This window comes from Streptomyces sp. NPDC030296 (genome assembly GCF_055572815.1).
This window is the reverse complement of the sequence record NZ_JBVICQ010000005.1, coordinates 495,779-514,057: the sequence shown is the minus strand read 5'-3', so window position 1 is coordinate 514,057 and position 18,279 is coordinate 495,779. Positions and strand designations below refer to the sequence as shown.

The 18,279-nt window shown below is 71.6% G+C and carries 17 protein-coding genes and 3 pseudogenes; 4 read left to right on the top strand and 16 right to left on the bottom strand.

Features of this window, described 5'->3' with window-relative positions; translation table 11 throughout:
- Positions 1 to 59: 59 nt before the first annotated feature.
- Positions 60 to 1,217, bottom strand: coding sequence for an ROK family transcriptional regulator (locus tag ACZ4Z3_RS17730; RefSeq protein WP_468501839.1), 1,158 nt, complete (start codon positions 1,215 to 1,217; stop codon positions 60 to 62).
- 391 nt (positions 1,218 to 1,608) lie between these two features.
- On the opposite strand from ACZ4Z3_RS17730, the gene ACZ4Z3_RS17725 reads away from it, so the two are divergent.
- Positions 1,609 to 2,046, top strand: a complete 438-nt coding sequence (locus ACZ4Z3_RS17725) for a hypothetical protein (protein ID WP_468501838.1) — start codon at positions 1,609 to 1,611, stop codon at positions 2,044 to 2,046.
- 90 nt (positions 2,047 to 2,136) lie between these two features.
- On the opposite strand, the gene mug is transcribed toward ACZ4Z3_RS17725, so the two are convergent.
- The 10 genes from mug to ACZ4Z3_RS17675 all read right to left on the bottom strand — a co-directional run bounded on the left by mug (position 2,137) and on the right by ACZ4Z3_RS17675 (position 13,366).
- The gene (mug, locus tag ACZ4Z3_RS17720) at positions 2,137 to 2,634 is read right to left on the bottom strand and encodes a G/U mismatch-specific DNA glycosylase (protein ID WP_468501837.1); all 498 of its coding nucleotides are present in this window, start codon (positions 2,632 to 2,634) and stop codon (positions 2,137 to 2,139) included.
- Positions 2,635 to 2,678: 44 nt separating this feature from the next.
- Positions 2,679 to 4,121: an adenylosuccinate lyase gene (gene purB / locus ACZ4Z3_RS17715; RefSeq protein WP_055713685.1), complete on the bottom strand. Its 1,443-nt coding sequence runs from the start codon at positions 4,119 to 4,121 to the stop codon at positions 2,679 to 2,681.
- 198 nt (positions 4,122 to 4,319) lie between these two features.
- A complete protein-coding gene (locus ACZ4Z3_RS17710) occupies positions 4,320 to 4,658 on the bottom strand; it encodes a DUF4326 domain-containing protein (RefSeq protein WP_468501836.1) in 339 nt (112 codons plus the stop codon).
- Between the two features lie 45 nt (positions 4,659 to 4,703).
- Entirely contained in the window at positions 4,704 to 5,510 is an 807-nt protein-coding gene (locus tag ACZ4Z3_RS17705; protein WP_468501835.1) for an SGNH/GDSL hydrolase family protein, read from the bottom strand.
- A 155-nt stretch (positions 5,511 to 5,665) separates the two neighbouring features.
- Positions 5,666 to 6,682 carry a hemolysin family protein gene (locus ACZ4Z3_RS17700; RefSeq protein WP_468501834.1) on the bottom strand — a complete coding sequence of 339 codons (1,017 nt, stop codon included), beginning with the start codon at positions 6,680 to 6,682 and terminating at the stop codon, positions 5,666 to 5,668.
- The gene (locus tag ACZ4Z3_RS17695) at positions 6,679 to 8,016 is read right to left on the bottom strand and encodes a hemolysin family protein (RefSeq protein ID WP_468501833.1); all 1,338 of its coding nucleotides are present in this window, start codon (positions 8,014 to 8,016) and stop codon (positions 6,679 to 6,681) included. Before ACZ4Z3_RS17695 ends, ACZ4Z3_RS17700 begins: the two co-directional genes overlap by 4 nt.
- 335 nt (positions 8,017 to 8,351) lie before the next feature.
- A complete protein-coding gene (locus tag ACZ4Z3_RS17690; protein ID WP_468501832.1) occupies positions 8,352 to 8,771 on the bottom strand; it encodes a GNAT family N-acetyltransferase in 420 nt (139 codons plus the stop codon).
- Between the two features lie 96 nt (positions 8,772 to 8,867).
- Complete coding sequence (locus ACZ4Z3_RS17685) at positions 8,868 to 9,746, bottom strand: LLM class F420-dependent oxidoreductase (RefSeq protein WP_468501831.1); 879 nt, start codon at positions 9,744 to 9,746, stop codon at positions 8,868 to 8,870.
- A 172-nt stretch (positions 9,747 to 9,918) separates the two neighbouring features.
- The gene (locus ACZ4Z3_RS17680; RefSeq protein ID WP_468501830.1) at positions 9,919 to 12,489 is read right to left on the bottom strand and encodes an ABC transporter permease; all 2,571 of its coding nucleotides are present in this window, start codon (positions 12,487 to 12,489) and stop codon (positions 9,919 to 9,921) included.
- A gap of 4 nt (positions 12,490 to 12,493) precedes the next feature.
- Complete coding sequence (locus ACZ4Z3_RS17675) at positions 12,494 to 13,366, bottom strand: ABC transporter ATP-binding protein (RefSeq protein WP_468501829.1); 873 nt, start codon at positions 13,364 to 13,366, stop codon at positions 12,494 to 12,496.
- A 247-nt stretch (positions 13,367 to 13,613) separates the two neighbouring features.
- Here ACZ4Z3_RS17675 and ACZ4Z3_RS17670 point away from each other — a divergent pair, with 247 nt between their 5' ends.
- The 3 genes and pseudogenes from ACZ4Z3_RS17670 to ACZ4Z3_RS17660 all read left to right on the top strand — a co-directional run.
- On the top strand, positions 13,614 to 13,886 hold the full coding sequence (locus tag ACZ4Z3_RS17670) for a toxin-antitoxin system HicB family antitoxin (RefSeq protein ID WP_359700788.1): 273 nt from the start codon (positions 13,614 to 13,616) through the stop codon (positions 13,884 to 13,886).
- 4 nt (positions 13,887 to 13,890) lie between these two features.
- Positions 13,891 to 14,265 carry a hypothetical protein gene (locus ACZ4Z3_RS17665; RefSeq protein WP_055537472.1) on the top strand — a complete coding sequence of 125 codons (375 nt, stop codon included), beginning with the start codon at positions 13,891 to 13,893 and terminating at the stop codon, positions 14,263 to 14,265.
- A 103-nt stretch (positions 14,266 to 14,368) separates the two neighbouring features.
- Positions 14,369 to 14,989: pseudogene (locus ACZ4Z3_RS17660) on the top strand (IS5 family transposase); the annotation flags it as partial.
- A gap of 21 nt (positions 14,990 to 15,010) precedes the next feature.
- Here the strand turns inward: ACZ4Z3_RS17660 and ACZ4Z3_RS17655 are convergent.
- The 5 genes and pseudogenes from ACZ4Z3_RS17655 to ACZ4Z3_RS17635 all read right to left on the bottom strand — a co-directional run bounded on the left by ACZ4Z3_RS17655 (position 15,011) and on the right by ACZ4Z3_RS17635 (position 18,086).
- On the bottom strand, positions 15,011 to 15,406 hold the full coding sequence (locus ACZ4Z3_RS17655) for an Imm7 family immunity protein (RefSeq protein ID WP_468501940.1): 396 nt from the start codon (positions 15,404 to 15,406) through the stop codon (positions 15,011 to 15,013).
- A gap of 77 nt (positions 15,407 to 15,483) precedes the next feature.
- Positions 15,484 to 16,002, bottom strand: a pseudogene (locus tag ACZ4Z3_RS17650) (transposase family protein); the annotation flags it as partial.
- Between the two features lie 303 nt (positions 16,003 to 16,305).
- Positions 16,306 to 16,470, bottom strand: a pseudogene (locus ACZ4Z3_RS17645) (IS701 family transposase); the annotation flags it as partial.
- A 69-nt stretch (positions 16,471 to 16,539) separates the two neighbouring features.
- Positions 16,540 to 17,226, bottom strand: coding sequence for a class I SAM-dependent methyltransferase (locus tag ACZ4Z3_RS17640; protein ID WP_468501828.1), 687 nt, complete (start codon positions 17,224 to 17,226; stop codon positions 16,540 to 16,542).
- 173 nt (positions 17,227 to 17,399) lie between these two features.
- Positions 17,400 to 18,086 carry an esterase/lipase family protein gene (locus tag ACZ4Z3_RS17635; protein ID WP_468501827.1) on the bottom strand — a complete coding sequence of 229 codons (687 nt, stop codon included), beginning with the start codon at positions 18,084 to 18,086 and terminating at the stop codon, positions 17,400 to 17,402.
- Positions 18,087 to 18,279: the final 193 nt, after the last annotated feature.

Sequence of the window (18,279 nt, the reverse complement as noted above, 5' to 3'; positions counted from 1 at the left end):
GACACTCCGGGGCCCGGCGTTTCACATGGGGTGAAGGGCGCGTCAAGTGTCGAGAGGGCTCAGCGCCGGGCCGTGACCGTGCCCTCGACCGCGAACAGCTGTTCCTCGACATGGTCGAGCGCGAGTCGCAGCGCGCCCGTGGCGACGGCCGTCTCGCCCAGCCGGGACAGGGCCACCCGGGGCGGGCGCAGGCAGTAGCGGGCGAGTTCCTGCCGCAGGGGTTCGAGGACGTCGTCGATGCCGGTCGCCCAGCCGCCGACGACGACCAGCTCGGGGTCGAGCGCCAGCACCAGCGCGGCCACATCGTGCACCAGCCGCTGTATGAAGCGCTCCACCGCGGCGCGGGCCCGCTCGTCGCCCTCGCGCGCGTGCCGGAACACCTCGGCGACGGCCTGCTCGTCGAGCGGGTGCAGCGGCTCGCCGGTGGTCGACAGCAGCGCCTCCGGGGTGGCCTCCCGACCCAGCAGATGCAGCGCGCCGATCTCCCCGGCCGCGCCCCCGTAGCCCCGGTGCAGCCGCCCGCCGATCAGCGAACCCGCGCCGGGGCTCAGCCCGGCCAGCACGAACACCAGGTCGTCGGACTCGGTGGCCGCGCCCTTCCAGTGCTCGGCGACCGCGGCGGCGTTGGCGTCGTTCTCCACCAGGACCGGGCACTTGAAGGAACGGCTCAGCCGCTCGCCCAGGTTCAGCCCCGTCCACTCCGGCAGGGCCGTACCCAGCCGTACGGTGCCGTCCGCCTCGACGATGCCGGGGGTGCCCACGCCGACGGCGCGCAGCGAGTCCCGCGCGACACCGGATCTGCGGAGCAGCTCCGCGACGGTCGAGCGCAGCCGTTCCAGCCGTTCGTCGGCCGGCGCGGTCTCGGCGACGTCCTTGGCCAGCGACCCCAGCACCCGCCCGTCGAGGTCCGCGAGCAGCGCGGTGACGCCGTGCGAGCCCACCTCCAGCCCGAGCAGGTGTCCCGCCTCCGCCCGGAACCGGTACCGGCGCGCGGGCCGGCCCTGGCGCCTGGCGGCCCCTTCCTCGGCGGCCCGCTCGACCACCAGGCCCGCCTCGACCAGCCCTTCGACGACGCCCTCGACCGTGGGCCGGGACAGCCCGGTGACCCGGGTGATCTCGGTGAGCGTGGCGTGATCCGTGGCGCGCAGCGCGTGCAGCACCACCGCCGAGTTGATTCTCCGGAGCAGAGAAGGATCCCCGCCGGTCAGCTGCCCCAACGTCCGTCCTCCCAGCTAGCACGCGTGTGTGCCGGATCGTACTCGCCAAGGGGGACCCCGGCGAGTGTCCACCGCCCTCGACCTGCCGAGCGCCCCGCCGGACCACCGCCGCCGCCTCGCAGGCCCACCGTCGCCGCGCCACCGCCTCGCAGGCCCACCGCTGCCGCACCGCCTGCCAGCCGCCGCTTGGTCGGCCGTCGGCCGTCGGCCCCCGGACCGTCGGCCGACGGTCGCCCCGCCGTCGTCGGCCGACGGTCGCCCCGCTCGGCCGGTCGCCCCGCTCGGCCGGCCGGCCCGCCGGTCGGACCGCGCACCGGACGCGAGCCCCACGGAGCAGCCTCCGGCCACTGACGGGACGCCAATTGTCAGTGGTGCCCGCTTTACTGAACGCATGAGCATCACGCGGCACCTCGCCCTCATCGAGAGGCTGTGCTCCGCCGAGTTCCCCGCGGAGCCCGGCCGGTCGGACACCGGCACGGGCGGTCCCGGCTACCACGTCGCCGAATTACAGACGAGCGCCGACTTCTGGGAGGACGACGGCACTCGCCGGGAGGAGACCGAGGAGCAGTACGAGGCGGACCGGGACGCCCTCTCGGAGCGGCTCGCCGACCGCTGGGGCGCACCGGACGTGATCAGCCTCTGGAGCGTTCAGGACCGTTCCATGGAGGGCGAGGACATACCGGAGCCATGGGCGGTGCTCAGCTCGCACGTCCCCGATGTGCACCTGTGGCAGGTGGACGGCCGCTGGGTCGCCCTCGGCGTCTCCCAGTGGGACAAGGAGCTGCCGTTCCAACTGGTCGCCCTGATAACGGAGACGGACCCGCCCTGACCGAGCGGGTCCCACGAGTGACGGGCCCGGACCCCACGGCCGGCAGGCCGCGCGGCCCTCCGCTCAGTCCTCTGCCGCCACCGCCTCGGCTCAGTCCTCCGCCGCCACCCGCAGCCGGGCGAACTCCTCGGCCATCGTCGTCGCCGTCCAATGCGCGTTCAGGCCGCTGGGGTTGGGCAGGACCCACACCCGGGACATGCCGATCGTCCGTTCCTGCGGACCGACCACGGCCTTGCGGTCCCCGAACGCCGCCCGGTACGCGGTCACACCGACCACCGCGAGCCACCGCGGCCGCAGCCGCTCCACCTTCGCGGTGAGCAGACGGCCGCCCTCGGCGTACTCCTCCGCCGTCAGCTCGTCGGCACGCGCCGTCGCCCGGGCGACCACGTTCGTGATGCCGAGCCCGTACGACGGCAACTCCCCCTGCTCGGACGGCTTCAACAGGCGCGGCGTGAAACCGGACAGGTGCAGGACCGGCCAGAAACGATTGCCGGGCCGGGCGAAGTGATGGCCGGTCGCGGCCGTCATCAGCCCCGGGTTGATGCCGCAGAACAGCACCCGGAGGCCGTCCGCGACCACGTCCGGCACCAGCCGGTCGCGGGCGGCCTCCAGCTCCTGCGGGGTGAAGCGCGTCAGAGGATCGCTCCCGGCGTGTAGCCCGCCGCCTCCGGGCGCTGCTTGACGATCTCCTCGACCCGGCCGACGACGACGGCGACCTGGTCGGCCGCGGCGCCCGTGAAGGACAGCTTGTCCGCCATCAGCGCGTCGAGCTGTGCCCGGTCCAGCGGGATGCGCTCGTCCGCCGCCAGCTTGTCGAGCAGTTCGTTGCGCTCGGCGCCCTGCTCGCGCATCGCGAGGGCCGAGGCGACGGCGTTCTCCTTGATCGCCTCGTGCGCGACCTCGCGGCCGACGCCCGCGCGCACCGCGCCCATCAGCACCTTCGTCGTCGCGAGGAACGGCAGATAGCGGTCCAGCTCCCGCGCGACGACGGCCGGGAAGGCGCCGAACTCGTCGAGCACCGTCAGGAACGTCTCCAGCAGACCGTCCAGCGCGAAGAACGCGTCCGGCAGCGCGACCCGGCGCACCACCGAGCAGGACACGTCGCCCTCGTTCCACTGGTCGCCCGCCAGCTCGCCGGTCATCGACGCGTAGCCGCGCAGGATGACCATGAGGCCGTTGACGCGCTCGCAGGAGCGGGTGTTCATCTTGTGGGGCATCGCCGAGGAGCCGACCTGGCCCGGCTTGAAGCCCTCGGTGACCAGCTCGTGGCCGGCCATCAGCCGGATCGTCTTTGCCAGCGACGACGGGGCCGACGCCAGCTGCACCAGCGCCGTCACGACCTCGTAGTCCAGCGAGCGGGGGTACACCTGGCCGACGGAGGTGAAGGCCTGGGAGAAGCCCAGGTGCCCGGCGATCCGGTCCTCCAGCTCGGCCAGCTTCGCGGCGTCCCCGCCCAGCAGGTCCAGCATGTCCTGCGCGGTGCCCACCGGGCCCTTGATGCCGCGCAGCGGGTAGCGGCCGAGCAGTTCCTCGACCCGGCCGTACGCCACGAGGAGCTCGTCGGTGGCGGTCGCGAAACGCTTGCCGAGGGTGGTGGCCTGCGCGGCCACGTTGTGCGAACGGCCGGCCATGACCAGCTCGCCGTACTCGCCGGCCAGCTTGCCGAGACGGGCGAGGACCGCCACCGTACGGTCGCGCATCAGCTCCAGCGAGAGCCGGATCTGGAGCTGCTCGACGTTCTCGGTGAGGTCGCGGGAGGTCATGCCCTTGTGGACGTGCTCGTGCCCGGCGAGGTCGTTGAACTCCTCGATCCGCGCCTTCACGTCGTGCCGCGTGACCTTCTCACGCTCGGCGATGGAGGCCAGGTCGACCGTGTCGAGGACCCGCTCGTAGTCGGCGAGCGCCTCGTCCGGCACCTCGATGCCGAGGTCCTTCTGGGCCCGCAGCACGGCCAGCCAGAGCTGCCGCTCCAGCCTCACCTTCTGCTCGGGCGACCAGAGCGTGGCGAGCTCGGTGGAGGCGTAACGTCCGGCGAGGACGTTCGGGATGCGGGGCTTGGCTGGCGCAGAAGTCACGTGTACGGATTCTACTGGCGATTCATGCAGGTGAGCGCCGCGGGCCTACTCGTCGGAACCTACGAGAGCCCGGTCACAGCCCCCGGCGGGTCGGAGCGTCCCACCCGGGCGCGTGCGCGGAGGGCGGTCTCGGCGCCGGTCGGCACGGGTGGGAGGGCGGCCACAGCGCTCGTCGGCACGGGTCCGGAGGGCGGCCTCTCAGCGCTCGTCGGCGAGTTCCGCCAGGACGTCCCCGTGGCACAGCTCCGGCGCGCACCAGCAGGCCAGCGTCTTGCCGCGCAGCTCCGGGACCAGCTCCAGCAGCTCGGGCCGGGCCGCCAGGTACTCCCGGTACTTCGCCATCACCTCGGCCCGGGTCCCGTCCCGCTTCTTCTTGTCGGTGTCGGGCTGGAACGGGTTGTACAGCGGGTGCTGCGGAAGGTCCCAGTGACCCATGGTCCAGCGGCGGCCGATGTACACGACGTCGTCGGGGGCATGCTCCAGCCGCGGCCCGAAGTCGCGGATGCGGCCCTTCAGGTTGATCACGGTCGTGGCCACGTGCGGCTCCCTCCGGTCCGGCCCCTCCTCGGAACCCCGTCGACTCTAGGCTGCCGGTCCCTCGTACGGCAGCAACTCGGGGCGTTTCGCCGGCAGCCCGTCGCCCGAGGAGCGGCCCGTCAGCCGGCGTCCGATCCACGGCAGCAGGTACTGCCGGGCGAACCGCGCGTGGGCCATCTGCCGGGCGACCCAGGCGGGCGGCGGTGTCGCGGCCATCGGCGTACGCCACTCGGCGTCCTCCGCCGGATGGCCGAGGGCCTGCCACACGGCCTCGGCGACCCGGCGGTGCCCCTCGGCGGTCAGGTGCAGCCGGTCCACGTCCCACATCCGCGGGTCGGACAGTGAGGGCGCGCCGTACAGGTCGACGACGAGCGCGCCGTGCCGGGCGGCCAGGTCGTCGACGCAGGCGAACAGCTCCTCCATGCGCGGCCGGAACCGCTCCAGCACCGGGCCCTGGCGGCCGGGGCTGCGCATCAGGACGAGCTGCTTGCAGGCGGGCGCGAGACGTTCCACGGCCTCCTCCAGCAGCCCGCGCACCCGGCCCATGTCGCACTTCGGGCGCAGGGTGTCGTTCAGACCGCCGACCAGCGTGATCACATCCGCGCCCATGGCGGCCGCCACGTCGACCTGCTCGTCGACGATCTGGCCGATGAGCTTGCCGCGCACCGCGAGGTTGGCGTACCGGAAGCCGGGCGACCGCGCGGCCATCCGGCTCGCGAGGAGATCCGCCCAGCCGCGGTAGGAACCGTCGGGCAGCCGGTCCGACATGCCCTCGGTGAAGGAGTCACCGACCGCGACGAGGCTGGAGTACGGGGGAGGGGCGTCGTGGGTGTGGGTGGCGTTCGTCTGCATGGCGTACCTGATGCTATCGCCTTCACATACCCAGCGGTCGGTCACCCTCTCCCCTCAGCGGTGACAGGCCGCGGGCCGCTCCCGTGTCAGGCCGCGAGTCGCCCCGGTGTCAGGCCGCGGGTCCCCCCGGTGTCAGGCCGCGGGTCCCCCCGGTATCAGGCTGCCGGCTGTCCGAACAGCTCCCGCAGGACGTCCTCCATGGTCACGATCCCGCCGAGCCGTCCGTCCGCGCCCAGCACGGCCGCCAGATGCGTACGGCTGCGGCGCATCGCGGTGAGCACGTCGTCGAGGGGCGTCGTCTCCCGGACGCGGGCGATGGACCGCATGTCCCGGATCGTGAACGGCACCTCGCGCGGGGCCGCGTCGAGCGCGTCCTTCACATGGAGGTAGCCCACGATCCGTCGCCCCTCGTCCACCACGGGGAAGCGGGAGAACCCGGACTCCGCGGACAGCCGCTCCAGCTCCTCCGGGGTGACGCCCACGCGCGCGTAGACGACGCGTTCCAGCGGGAGCACGACGTCCCGGACGGGCCTGCGGCCCAGTTCCAGCGCGTCGTGCAGCCGCTCCCGGGCACGGTCGTCGAGCAGGCCTGCCTCGGTGGAGTCCCGGACCAGCCGGGCCAGCTCCGTGTCCGAGAAGGTCGCCGCCACCTCGTCCTTCGTCTCGATGCGCATCAGCTTCAGAAGCGCGTTCGCGAAGGCGTTGACCGTGAAGATCACCGGACGCAGCGCCCGTGACAGCGTCACCAGCGGCGGGCCGAGCAGCAGGGCGGAGCGCACCGGCTCCGCCAGCGCGATGTTCTTCGGCACCATCTCGCCGAGCAGCATGTGCAGATAGGTGGCGAGGGTCAGCGCGATCACGAACGAGATGAGGTGTCCCGCGCCCTCCGGCACGCCCACCGCGTGGAACACCGGCTCCAGCAGATGCTCGATCGCGGGCTCCGCGACCACACCGAGGACCAGGGTGCACAGGGTGATGCCGAGCTGCGCGGCCGCCATGAGCGCCGACACGTGCCGCAGCCCCCACAGCACGCTCCGGGCCCGGCGGTCGCCCTGTTCGGCGTACGGTTCGATCTGGCTGCGGCGGACCGAGATCAGCGCGAACTCGGCGCCGACGAAGAAGGCGTTGACGACCAGGGTCGCGAAGCCGATCAGCAGCTGGACGGCGGTCATCGCCTCTCCTCCTCGTGCTCGTCGCCCGCGGGGACCGGCGCGTGCAGCAGCACCCGGGCGGCCCGCCGACCGGAGGCGTCCACGACGTCGAGCCGCCAGCGGGCGACCTCCACGGTGTCACCGACGGCCGGGATACGGCCCAGCTCGGTGGCGACGAGGCCGGCGAGCGTCTCGTACGGCCCCTCCGGCACCTTGAGCCCGACGCGGGCGAGCTGGTCGGTGCGGGCCGCGCCGTCGGCCGAGTACAGCTCACGGCCGTCCTCGTCGGTGCCGACGGGGGCCAGGTCGGGTGTCTCGTGCGGGTCGTGCTCGTCGCGGACCTCGCCGACGACCTCCTCGACGATGTCCTCCAGCGTCACCACGCCCGCGGTGCCGCCGTACTCGTCGATCACGACGGCCATCGTGCGCTTGCCGGAGAGCCGGTCGAGGACCCGGTCGACGGTCAGCGACTGGGGGACGAGCAGCGGCTCGCGCAGCAGCTCCGCCACGGAGGTGCGCAGCCGGCGCCCGGCGGGCACGGCGAGGACGTCCTTGATGTGCACGGTGCCGACCACCGAGTCGAGGCTGCCACGGTAGACGGGGAAGCGGGACAGACCGGTCGCCCGTGTGGCGTTCGCCACGTCCTCGCAGGTCGCCAGGGCGTCGAGGGCGATGACCTGCACGCGCGGCGTCATCACGTTCTCCGCCGTCAGGTCGGCCAGGTTCAGCGTCCGCACGAACAGTTCGGCGGTGTCCGGCTCCAGCGCGCCCTCCTTCGCGGAGTGCCGGGCGAGGGCCGCCAGCTCCTGGGGGCCGCGCGCGGAGGCCAGCTCCTCGGCGGGCTCGATCCCGAACAGGCGCACCAGACGGTTGGCGGTGTTGTTGAGGTGGGTGATGAACGGGCGGAACGCCGCGCTGAACCAGCGCTGCGGGTTCGCGACCTTCTTCGCCACCGACAGCGGCGAGGAGATCGCCCAGTTCTTCGGCACCAGCTCGCCCACGACCATCAGCACGATCGTGGACAGGGCCGTACCGATCACCAGGGCGACGGAACTCGACGCCGAGGCGGGCACGCCCAGCGCCTCCAGCGGCCCCGCGATGAGCTTGGCGATGGACGGCTCGGCGAGCATGCCGACGACCAGATTGGTGACGGTGATGCCGAGCTGCGCGCCGGACAGCTGGAACGTCAGGTTCCGTACGGCCTTCAGGGCGCCGGCGGCACCCCGCTCGCCGCGCTCCACGGCCTGTTCCAGCCAGCCGCGGTCGACGGTGGTCAGCGAGAACTCGGCGGCCACGAACGCGCCGCAGACCAGCGACAGCAGTACCGCCACCAGGAGGAGGAGCACTTCGGTCATCGGTTCACCCCCGTCCCATGATCCGGCAGGGGTGGGATGATCGCGCGATGTCGTGCACCGGCTCGGGCGCGAGGGGCGCCGGGCCGGCTACTGGGAGGCTCGCCCATGGGCGGACGCTCACGACCTTTCCGTAGATGTTCACTGATCCACCCATGGTAAAGGGTCGGCAAAGTGGTGCTCGCCGTCCCGGTCGCGTCGGCTTCCTCGGTCCCGAGCGGGTGCCCTCCACCGCCCCGTTCCTCCTGAGCGCGTACCCGGGCGATCGCCGCGCATGAGCGGTCGGTGGCATCGGCGCGCGTCCCCGCTCCGTGCGCACCGCCGGTCGGCGCCCTGGGCTACAGGGGCTTGACCCAGCGTCGCCAGTGGTCCTCGCGGTGGTAGCCGGTGGCGGCCCAGGTGTGATGGGCCTGTTCGTTGGCCTCCAGGACCATGGCGTCCACGCGCCGCCCGCCGAGGGCGACGAACCGCCGCTCCACCGCTTCCAGCAGCGCGGTGGCGATGCCCTGCCGGCGGCGGTCCGGATGCACCGCCAGCCGGTAGGCCGAGCACCGCCAACCGTCGAAGCCGGCGATGACGGTCCCCACGAGGACGCCGTCGCGCTCCGCGAGGATCAGCGCCTCCGGGTCCCGGGCGAGGAGCCGGGCCACTCCGTCGTGGTCGTCGCTGATACTCGTTCCTTCCGCGGCGTCACGCCAGAACCCCAGCACGGTGTCGATGTCCGAGGGGGCGGCGCAGCGGATTCGAAGATCACTCATGGGACGAGCCAAGCAGAGCGCTCACCTGTCCGGCGAACGGATTTCCGCCCCCGCGCGGCGGCCACGGCGTACACGGCCACCCGCATCCCCCAGCCCTCACTTGCCGCGCAGCGCCTCGATGACGCGGGCGAACGGCTCCATGTTCGGCTCCAGGACCGTGAGATACGTGAAGCCGTACCGCTTCCGTTGCGCCAGTACCTGTTCGACCATCTCGTCCAGCGTCCCCACGAGGACCAGCGGCAGCCGCAGGACCTGCTCCTCGCTCAGATGCGGGATGTGCCCGAGCCACGGCCGCACGGCGGCGCCGCGGTCCTCGGTGAACTCCACGATCTGGATCAGCAGATTGAGCTCGGCCGGCTCCTCCCGGCCGGAGGCGAACTCGTGGTACCGGGCGACCCGTTCGTCCAGCTCCTCCGCCGTCAGCACCTCCAGCGTGCCGCCCGCCCCCGGCCGGGCGCCCGTGAACGCCGCGATGTCCGCGTGCTCGGCGGTGACCCGCAGCATCCGGTCGCCGTTGGCGCCGACGAGCAGGGGTACGGTCCGCTGCGCGGGGCGCGGTTGGTGCTCCTCCGAGTCGAGGAGCCGCCGTAACTCGGCGATGGTCCGGGCGAGATGGTCGACGCGCTCGCGCGGCGACCCCCACGGCAGGCCCGCTCTCTCGTGCTCGGCCGGCACGTACCCGGTGCCGAGCCCCAGCTCCAGACGTCCGTCGGTCAGCGCGTCCGTGGTGGCCACCTCGCGGGCGAGGAGCGCCGGGTTCCAGAAGCCCGTGTTGAGCACGAACGTGCCGACCCGAGGCCGTTCGGTCGCCTCCGCCGCGGCGACCAGCGCCGGGAACGGGGCCGGCATGCCCAGATGGTCGGGGACCAGGATCACGTCGTAGCCGAGCCGCTCGGCCCTGCGGCACTTCGCGCGCCAGGCCTCGGCCGAGGTCGGATTGAGCAGATTGACTCCGAAACGGAACGGGCGCGGCATGAACTCTCCTCACCGACAGGGGATTTGAGCTGTGTGTCCCGGCGAGTACACCACCCGGGCGCGCTCGCTGCCAGCACGCCCGGCGCGCGGGCACCCGCACGTTCGGCGCGCGGGCACCCGCACGTTCGGCCCGCGGCGTCTGCTCGCCCGGGCCCACGGCCCCGCCGGACGGTCACTCGTGCGCGATCGCCGCCAGCACATTCATGCGCGACGCCCGCAGCGCCGGCAGCAGGGCGGCCACCACCCCCACCACCGCCGAGCCGATCACCACGGCGACGACCGTGCCCCACGGGATCGCCAGCGCCTTCATGCCCTGGAGCGCCAGCACCTGCTGCACGCACACCCCCCACACCAGTCCCAGCGCCAGCCCGAGGACCGCGCCGAACACGGCGATCACCACCGACTCCAGCCGGATCATCCGCCGCAGCTGCCGCCGGCCCAGGCCGATCGCGCGGAGCAGCCCGATCTCCCGGGTGCGCTCGACCACCGACAGCGCGAGGGTGTTCACCACGCCGAGCACGGCGATCACGATCGCGAGGCCGAGCAGCGCGTACACCAGGTACAGCAGCACGGCGATCTGGCCGCGGACGAGCTCCTTGTAGTCGGCCTGGTCCCGCACCTGCACCTGGGGGTACGCGTCCAGCGTCCGCTCCAGGTTCGCGCGCAGCTCGTCGGCGCCGACCCCGGAGGCGGCGTTCACGTACAGCGCCGAGTCCTGGCCTTCGGGCACGTAGCGCTCGACGGTGCCCGTCCCGAAGAAGAGGCCGCCCTGCATCCCGAAGCCGTCGGCGGTGTCCTGGTCGGTGAGCGCGGCGACCTCCAGCTCCGCGTCCTTCCCGCCCGGGAACCGCACCGGGACCGTGTCGCCGAGCGTCACGTCGTGCTCGCGGGCGAAGTCCACGTCCATGCCGAGGGCGCCGTCGGCGAGCGCGGCGGCGCTGTCGCCCTCCGCGTAGGTGACGTTCGCGACCTCGTCGAGCCGGGGGTCGTAGGCGGCGGCGGTGGTCTCGATCCGCTTGTCGTCCGGCAGCCGCACGGCGACGGGCGCGAACCGCTGCCGTACGACGAGGCCGACGCCCTCGGTGTCGCGGACCTTGTCGGTGAGCTCCTGGGGGAACGGCAGGAAGTTCTGGTTCTGGACGACGAAGTCCGCGCCCAGTGTCTTGTCGATCTCGTTGTCGAACGACTTGGTCATCGACGCGCTCGCCACGGACATCCCGGCGACCAGCGCGAGTCCCACCATCAGCGCGGCGGCCGTGGCTCCCGTACGGCGCGGGTTGCGCAGGGCGTTGCGCTGGCTCATCCGGCCGACGGAGCCGAACATCGCCGGGAACGCGCCGCCGAGGACCCGGATCACGGGCCGTACCAGGAGCGGGCCCGCGATGACGGTCGCGATCAGGGTGAGGACGACGCCGAGGCCGAGGAGCGAGGCCGCCGAGCCGGTGTCCGACGACACCGCGCACCCGACGAGCGCGGCGGCGCCGGCCGCGCCGACGACCGCGCCGACCACCGCGCGCGTCCGCAGCGGCCGGCCCACCCCGGCGATCTCCGCGTCCGTGAGCGCCGCCATCGGCGACACGGTCGCCGCGCGCCGCGCCGGCAGGTACGCCGCCACGAAGGTCACCCCGAGCCCGACGACGTACGCCGCGATCGGTGTCCCCACGCCGACCACCATCTCGGTGGACTTGAGGTTCATCCCGAAGGCGCCCATGAGCTCGATCAAACCGAAGGCCAGTGCGATGCCCGCGGCGAGGCCGAGTGTCGACCCGACGAGGCCGAGGAGCGCCGCCTCGGTGAGCACGGACCGGCGCACCTGCCGCCGGTCGGCGCCGAGGGCGCGCAACAGGCCCAGCTCACGGGTGCGCTGGGCGATGAGCATCGAGAAGGTGTTGACGATGAGGAACACCCCGACGAGCGTCGCGATGCCCGCGAAGCCCAGCATCACGTACTTGATGACGTCGAGGAACCCGCCCAGCGAGGCGGCCGCCGACTCGGCCTGCTCGTCGGCGGTCTGGTACTCGTAGGTGCCCGGCCCGAGCGCGGTGGCGATCCGTTCCTTCAGCCGGGCGTCGCCGACACCGGGGGCCGCGGTCACCGAGATGCTCGTGGCGGCGTCCGGGTCGCCCAGCAGCCGGGTCTGCGCGGTCGGGGTGTCGAGGAAGACCAGCGCGGCGCCGGGGTTGGTGGTGGTGAAGGTGGCGATGCCGACGATCTTCACCTTGAAGGAGCCGGGCGCGGCGAGCACGGTGAGCGTGTCACCGATCGCGACGTCCTTCTTCTTCGCGGTGTCGGCGTCCAGCAGCGCCTGACCGGGGCCCTCGGGCGCGTGCCCGCTGGTCAGCTCCACGGGGCTGCGGTCGGTGGGGTACCAGTTGGTCGCGATGGTGGGGGCGCCCGTCGTCGGGCCCACCGACTCGTTGTCCCGGTCGACGACGGTGATGTTCTCCACGGCCGCGTCGACATGGGTGTCCGCGACGCCGTCGACCTTCGCGACCCGCTCCGCGAGCGAGGCGGGCACGGTGTCCACGGCCCCGGACGGCAGCTGGCCCTCCAGGTCGTCGTCCTTCGGGCCGACGGTGACATCGGCCGAGGTGGAGGCGAAGAGACGGTCGAAGGTACGGGTGACCGTGTCCGAGAAGATCAGACTGCCCGCGACGAACGCCACGGACAGGACGACGGCCAGCGCCGAGAGCACCAGCCGTCCCTTGTGCGCCAGGAAACTCCGCAGGGTCGCCTTCAGCACGGTCTCAGTCCTTGTCGAGGTCGGTGGTCCCGGTGGTGCGCGCGTCGGCGGGGGCGCCCGCCCCGTCGGGCCTGGCGCGCGGGTCGAGCCCGGAGGGCTGGGCGCCGCTCCCGCTGAACAGGCGCATGCGTTCGAGGACCGCCTCGGCCGTGGGGTGCTCCATCCGGTCCACGATCCGCCCGTCGGCGAGATAGAGCACCAGGTCGGAGTGGGCGGCGGCCCCGGGATCGTGGGTGACCATGACGACGGTCTGGCCCAGCTGGTCGACGGCCTCGCGCAGGAAGCCCAGCACCTCCAGTCCGGCCCGCGAGTCGAGGTTGCCGGTCGGCTCGTCCGCGAAGATCAGCTCGGGCCGGGAGGCGAGGGCGCGGGCGCAGGCGACCCGCTGCTGCTGGCCGCCGGACAGCTGGGACGGCCGGTGCCCCAGCCGGTTCCGCAGTCCGAGCGTGTCGATGACCTGATCCAGCCACTTCTCGTCGGGTTTCCGGCCCGCGATGTCCATCGGCAGGGTGATGTTCTCGGCCGCGTTCAACGTCGGGATCAGATTGAACGACTGGAACATGAAGCCGATGCGGTCCCGGCGCAGCCGGGTCAGGTCACGGTCCTTGAGCCCGGTGATCTCGGTGTCCCCGAGCCACACCTGCCCGCCCGACACGGTGTCGAGCCCGGCCAGACAGTGCATCAGCGTGGACTTCCCCGAGCCCGAGGGGCCCATCACCGCGGTGAAGCGGCCGCGCGTGATGTCCACGTCGACCGAGTCGAGGGCGAGCACCGCCGTCTCGCCCGAGCCGTACGCCTTCGTCAGGCCCCGGGCGCGGGCGGCGACACCGTCGGCTTCCGCGCGGCCGAGGGAGTGCTCAGCGGCAGCAGTGGACAAAACGGCCTCCCAGCTCGAACGGGTTCGCATTCCGGGCGTTCCCGGACGAGCCTAATGTGATCCAGTCCACACCGGGTATCCCCCCGAAGTCCGAGGCGACCTCCGTCGCAGGTCGGGCACCGGATGTCGGTGTAAGGGGCACGGGCGTTGCGCCCCTAGGGGTCCGAGGGGTGCTGCTCTGCGCGGTGAAGTGTGCGGGGGCAGGTGGGCCCTTGCCGTGCTAGCACTCCGGCGCTAGCGTCGAGGCATGGCCAAGACCCAGCTGAACGTACGGGTGGACGAGGACACGGCGCGAGCCGCCCGGGAGCGAGCCCTGGAGCGCGGGATGAGTGTCAACCGGTACATCGAGGAGCTGGTCAGACAGGACACCGGAGAGGTGGGCCACACCTTCGTGGAGTCCGCGGCCGATTTCATGAAGCAGTACGAGGCGGTCTTCGCGGAGGAGTTCGACGGCGCCCCCACCAGGACGACGTCGAAAGCTGCGGGGGAACCCGGGGGCGGGCGCGAGGGACGCCACTGATCCCTTGAGCCAGCTCAGAATCGACCTCGCCTGGCTGCTGATGGTCGCCGAACAGAAGACGCCCGGTGATCCCCAGGTCAGCGACTGGGGCGCCCTCGTCGCGGCGGTCGCCCGGCACGACGCGCAGATCTTCGACGTCCCCGTCTACGACACCCCGCACGCCCGCGCCGCCTCCCTCCTGCAACTCCTGATGCACGTCCCGGCCCTGGAGCGCTCCAACGCGTTGTTCGCCTCCGCCGTCGCCTACGGCTACCTCGTCGCCAGCGGCGTCAAGGTCGTCACCTCCGCCGAGCAGGTGCGCGAACTGGCCAGACTCGTCAAGAGCGGCGAGGCCACGGTGCAGGACATCGCCCAGGAACTGCGCCAGTGGAGCCGGTGAACCACCGCCCGGCGCCTCGACGCCGGGCAGGTCCAACGGAGGAGCCCTGAGGCGTGTCCGGCGGATCATGAGTGTTCCGATGTCCGTGGCCGTGTAGCTGGTCGTGGGTCGTGGTGATCTGAGGAACAAGGAGTGGCGCCGTTTGCAGCCTCATCTGCCCGTGGGCGGGCGGCGCGGTGGGCGGTGGGCCGGCCACCGAAGAGTGATCAACGGGACCTTGTCCCGTGCGCGGACGGGGATCCCTTGGCGAGACCTGCCGGAGAGGTTCGGCAGGTGGAAGACGGTCTACGAACGGCACCGACGCTGGTCCGCCGACGGTACTCGGGAGCGGATACTCCAGGCCGTCCAAGCCGACGCCGACGCCGAGGGCCGGATCGACTGGAGCATGGTGGGCGTCGACTCGACGTCCTGCCGTGCCCACCAGCACGCCGCCGGCCCGCAGGAAGGCTCCGCGGATACCGAAAAAAGATCAACCCCTCGGCAGCGGGGCCGGATCAGGCACACCCTTTCCAAGCCGAAGGGCCAGAGAGCCAACCGTAGGCGCCGTGGTAGCAGAGGCGGCCGACCTGTCGGCTTCGACAAGGAGCAGTACAAGCGCCGCAACGAGGTTGAGCGGATGATCAATCGCCTGAAGAGCTTCCGTGCCGTCGCGACTCGCTTCGACAAACGGGCCTACGTCTTCCACGGCACCATCACGGGGGCCGCGATCCGGCTCAGGCTCCGAGCCTGCCCCCCGGACGACGTCTCAACCCGTGAAGGGATCTTCCACCGTCGGGATGTATGGAGACAGCAATGCCTCCCTGTGCTGGGTGATCGTGCCACGAACGAGCCTCAGCACCCGTATCTCGTTCTCGCGATCCGGTTCCTCGTCATCGTGAAAGTGGAGGAGTCCGTAGGAACCAGGGGCGACCACGGCCACATGCTCAAACAGTCCGACAACGTCAGGAGACGAGCGGTGATTGGAAGAGCCCCCGAGGTGGATGAACGGCGCACCGTTCATCCACCTGAGGTCAAGCAAGTACGGGCTGTCCATCTGGGCGATGTGACGGCGAAGCTCATCGACGATCTGCCGCAACCGAGTCTCATCGTCGTCATTGGCTGTGGTCTCCCTGACCGTGATCCACCCGTGGTACTCAAACATCCTGCGATGGTAGTGAGATGACCCGCTTCACCGCTCCGGCGGCAGCACGATCCGCCGGACACGCTCTTATCGGCTCAGCACGGAACGTCTGCTGCGGCAAGGGCATCGACGATGCCGTGTTCGCGGGCCGCGCGGAGACCGTGGACGGCGCCGGCCATGGCTGGCGATGCCCACAGCGGACGGCCGAGTGGATCGGCGATGACCTGCACGTTCACACCGTGCTTCTTGTGTTTCCCGGAGGAGAAGAGCAGGTCGGCAGCTATGCGGTCGATCGGCGGCAGGGTTCCGTCCACCAGGAAGCATGCCTTCGTCGAGGCGGCCCGCGCCGCCGCTTCGAGGGTGGGCGCGAGGTCGGCCATGAGGTCGACGGCCTCGGCGATGTAGCGGTAGGCGGTGGTCGTGCCGACGCCGAACTCGGCGGCGAGCTGGGCATAGGTCTGTCCGTTGTGCAGGTGGGCGAGTGTGAGGAGAGCCTGGCGGCCGGCGCTCAGGCGTCGCCAACGGGCGCCGATCACGCGGCGGCGTTTCCGCAGTCGTTCTGTGAGGAAGCGCAGGGTGGAGCTGGACACGTCGACGCCCGACGGGTAGACGAACACACGAAGCCTCTGGTGGAGACGGTCAAAGCTCCGACCGGTGAAGATGCTCTCCCACTCGATCAACGCCTCTTCAGCGTCGAAGTTGCCGTAGTCCAGCGACTCGGAAGCCTTGTCGGGTCCCCCGACCACGACCGCAGCCGCAGCTTCGTGACTCGGTGCCACGAAGAACCTGATGATGATGCTCACCGGGGCACAGTGCCTGCTCAGACGGCCCCGGTCTACCTGCCGTCAGCCCGCGGGCCGCGAGCAGCCAAGCCGCTACCGTCGCCGATCAAGGCGGCCGTGATCAAGAACTACAGCTGCGGCCCGTGTCCATCCGTTCTTCCGCTCCAGCGGAGCGATGAGCCCTCGCACATACGCAAGTGCCGACTCCCGCGGCTCCGACCTGGCAAACCGGTGCACGAACCGCTCGTGCGAAGCGGTCGGGTCATCCGTCCACACCCTGGCATCGAAAAGGCCCCCACCCAGGACCAGGCCGACGACTGAGCTGTCCGGCAGTCACGACAAGCGCCGTTGCCGTACTAGTCAGCCGCCTTCTCAGGCGGGCGGGCCCTGGTCCACGGTCTCCTCACCCGAGTCGGGCCGCCGGGCCCGGCCCAGTACGTGGTGCGAGCTGGGCAGACGCGGGCCCCGTGGCGGTACGGACAACTCCCTGACCGACTCGATCTCGAACGCCGCGGCGCCGATCGCGCCCACCGGGTCGCGGGACACATGGCAGCCGCCGAACAGCAGGGGCCACACCGTGTGGTCCAGCGCCCGCCGGGTCGTGCGCATCGCCCGGCCGCCGCCTCCGCCGTGCTCGAAGAACCTCAGCTCACCGCCGGGACGCAGGACCCGCCGGATCTCCCGCAGCGCACGCTCCACATCCCGCACGCTGCACAGCACCAACGACACCACGACCGCGTCGAACGCCTCGCTCTTGACCGGCAGGGCCTCCGCCGCGCCCGGCACGACATCCACCGGCACATCGGCGCGCAGCGCCGCCTCCAGGGCCAACTTCCGCAGCAAGCGCTCCGGTTCGATCGCCACGACCTCCGCGACCGTACGCGGGTAGTGCGCGAAGTTCAGGCCGTTGCCGGCGCCGATCTCGATGACCCGCCCCGAGAGCCCGGCGAGCAGCTCGTCGCGCAACGGGCCGACCATCGGCTCCGCCGACACGCTCAGCCGGGCGTAGAACCGGGCGAACAGGGGGTGGCGCACGGCGTCCTTGCCGGCACGGACCATGACGGACCTCCCGAGGAGGACGACAGATACCCGGATTGTCCCCCGTCGGGGACCGGCTCACCCGTCCCGCGCCGAGAGGCGGACACGACGGCGCCCGCCGCGCGGCCCTGGGGAGGAGGTCGCGCGACGGGCACCGGTCGTACGGCGGGCGGTGTCTCCGAGGTGCCGGGAGGTCAGGCGATGAAGTTCCGCACCTGCTCGTAGACACCGTGGTCGTTGTTCATCTCGTCGTGCGAGACACAGCCGACCTCGACGTTCGTGGCCCCGTTCAGGATCGCGGTGGTGTCCGGGGTCAGCGCGTCGTCGCAGTTCGACCAGTAGCTGGCGTACGACACACTCCCCGGCGTCTCGTCACCGGAGTTGAGCGAGGTCAGGAACGAGCTGCCGGTGTACATCTCGGCACACGAGGTGTAGAGCCAGCGGCACCAACCCGCCACGGTCGTCCCGTGGTTGACGCCGGCCGTGGAGACGAAGTCGTCGACGTACGCCGTTCCGCCGAGGTTCTTCAGGTAGTAGCGGGAGTTGAGCGCGCCCATCGAGTGGACGACCACGTCGACCTTGGAGGCGCCCGTCGAGGCGAGCACGCTCTGGATCTTCGTCTTCAGCTGCGCCGCCGTCGTGGCGTTCGACTGGCCCCAGTCGTACGACCAGGAGTGCAGCTCCGAGGCGGTGTAACCGTCCGCCTTGAAGTACGCGATCCAGTCGTCCCAGCTGCTGGACGAACTGCTCAGACCGTGCACGAAGACGACCGGGTTGTGGGTCGCGGCCCGGGCGGGGGCCGCGGAGAAGGTCAGGGACAGCAGGAGCGTGCTGGTCACGGTCGCGAGGGCCGTGGCGATACGGCGCATGCGGCGATGCATGGAGCCTCCTGAAGCGGGTGGGGTTCGTCAGGAGTGTCAGCGGGGTCTACGCGCGCCGCATCGGCGAAATCGCCGGTCTTTACCGGTCGGTTAACTCGCAAGTAACGTGATGAGTGTGGTGACTCCGGTGAACCCCCCACGCCCTCCGCATCGCTCGCCACCGCCCCCCAGGACCGCGCGGCCGAGCCCGAAC

What these genes read in the sequence shown, in the direction of transcription:
- ACZ4Z3_RS17700 (WP_468501834.1), bottom strand. Translation starts at nt 6,682, where the DNA reads ATGACCGCCGTCCAGCTGCTGATCGGCTTCGCGACCCTGGTCGTCAAC.
- ACZ4Z3_RS17640 (WP_468501828.1), bottom strand. Translation starts at nt 17,226, where the DNA reads ATGGTCCGTGCCGGCAAGGACGCCGTGCGCCACCCCCTGTTCGCCCGG.
- ACZ4Z3_RS17705 (WP_468501835.1), bottom strand. Translation starts at nt 5,510, where the DNA reads ATGCAGACGAACGCCACCCACACCCACGACGCCCCTCCCCCGTACTCC.
- ACZ4Z3_RS17690 (WP_468501832.1), bottom strand. Translation starts at nt 8,771, where the DNA reads ATGAGTGATCTTCGAATCCGCTGCGCCGCCCCCTCGGACATCGACACC.
- ACZ4Z3_RS17635 (WP_468501827.1), bottom strand. Translation starts at nt 18,086, where the DNA reads ATGCATCGCCGCATGCGCCGTATCGCCACGGCCCTCGCGACCGTGACC.
- ACZ4Z3_RS17695 (WP_468501833.1), bottom strand. Translation starts at nt 8,016, where the DNA reads ATGACCGAAGTGCTCCTCCTCCTGGTGGCGGTACTGCTGTCGCTGGTC.
- ACZ4Z3_RS17725 (WP_468501838.1), top strand. Translation starts at nt 1,609, where the DNA reads ATGAGCATCACGCGGCACCTCGCCCTCATCGAGAGGCTGTGCTCCGCC.
- ACZ4Z3_RS17670 (WP_359700788.1), top strand. Translation starts at nt 13,614, where the DNA reads ATGGCCAAGACCCAGCTGAACGTACGGGTGGACGAGGACACGGCGCGA.
- ACZ4Z3_RS17655 (WP_468501940.1), bottom strand. Translation starts at nt 15,406, where the DNA reads ATGTTTGAGTACCACGGGTGGATCACGGTCAGGGAGACCACAGCCAAT.
- ACZ4Z3_RS17685 (WP_468501831.1), bottom strand. Translation starts at nt 9,746, where the DNA reads ATGCCGCGCCCGTTCCGTTTCGGAGTCAATCTGCTCAATCCGACCTCG.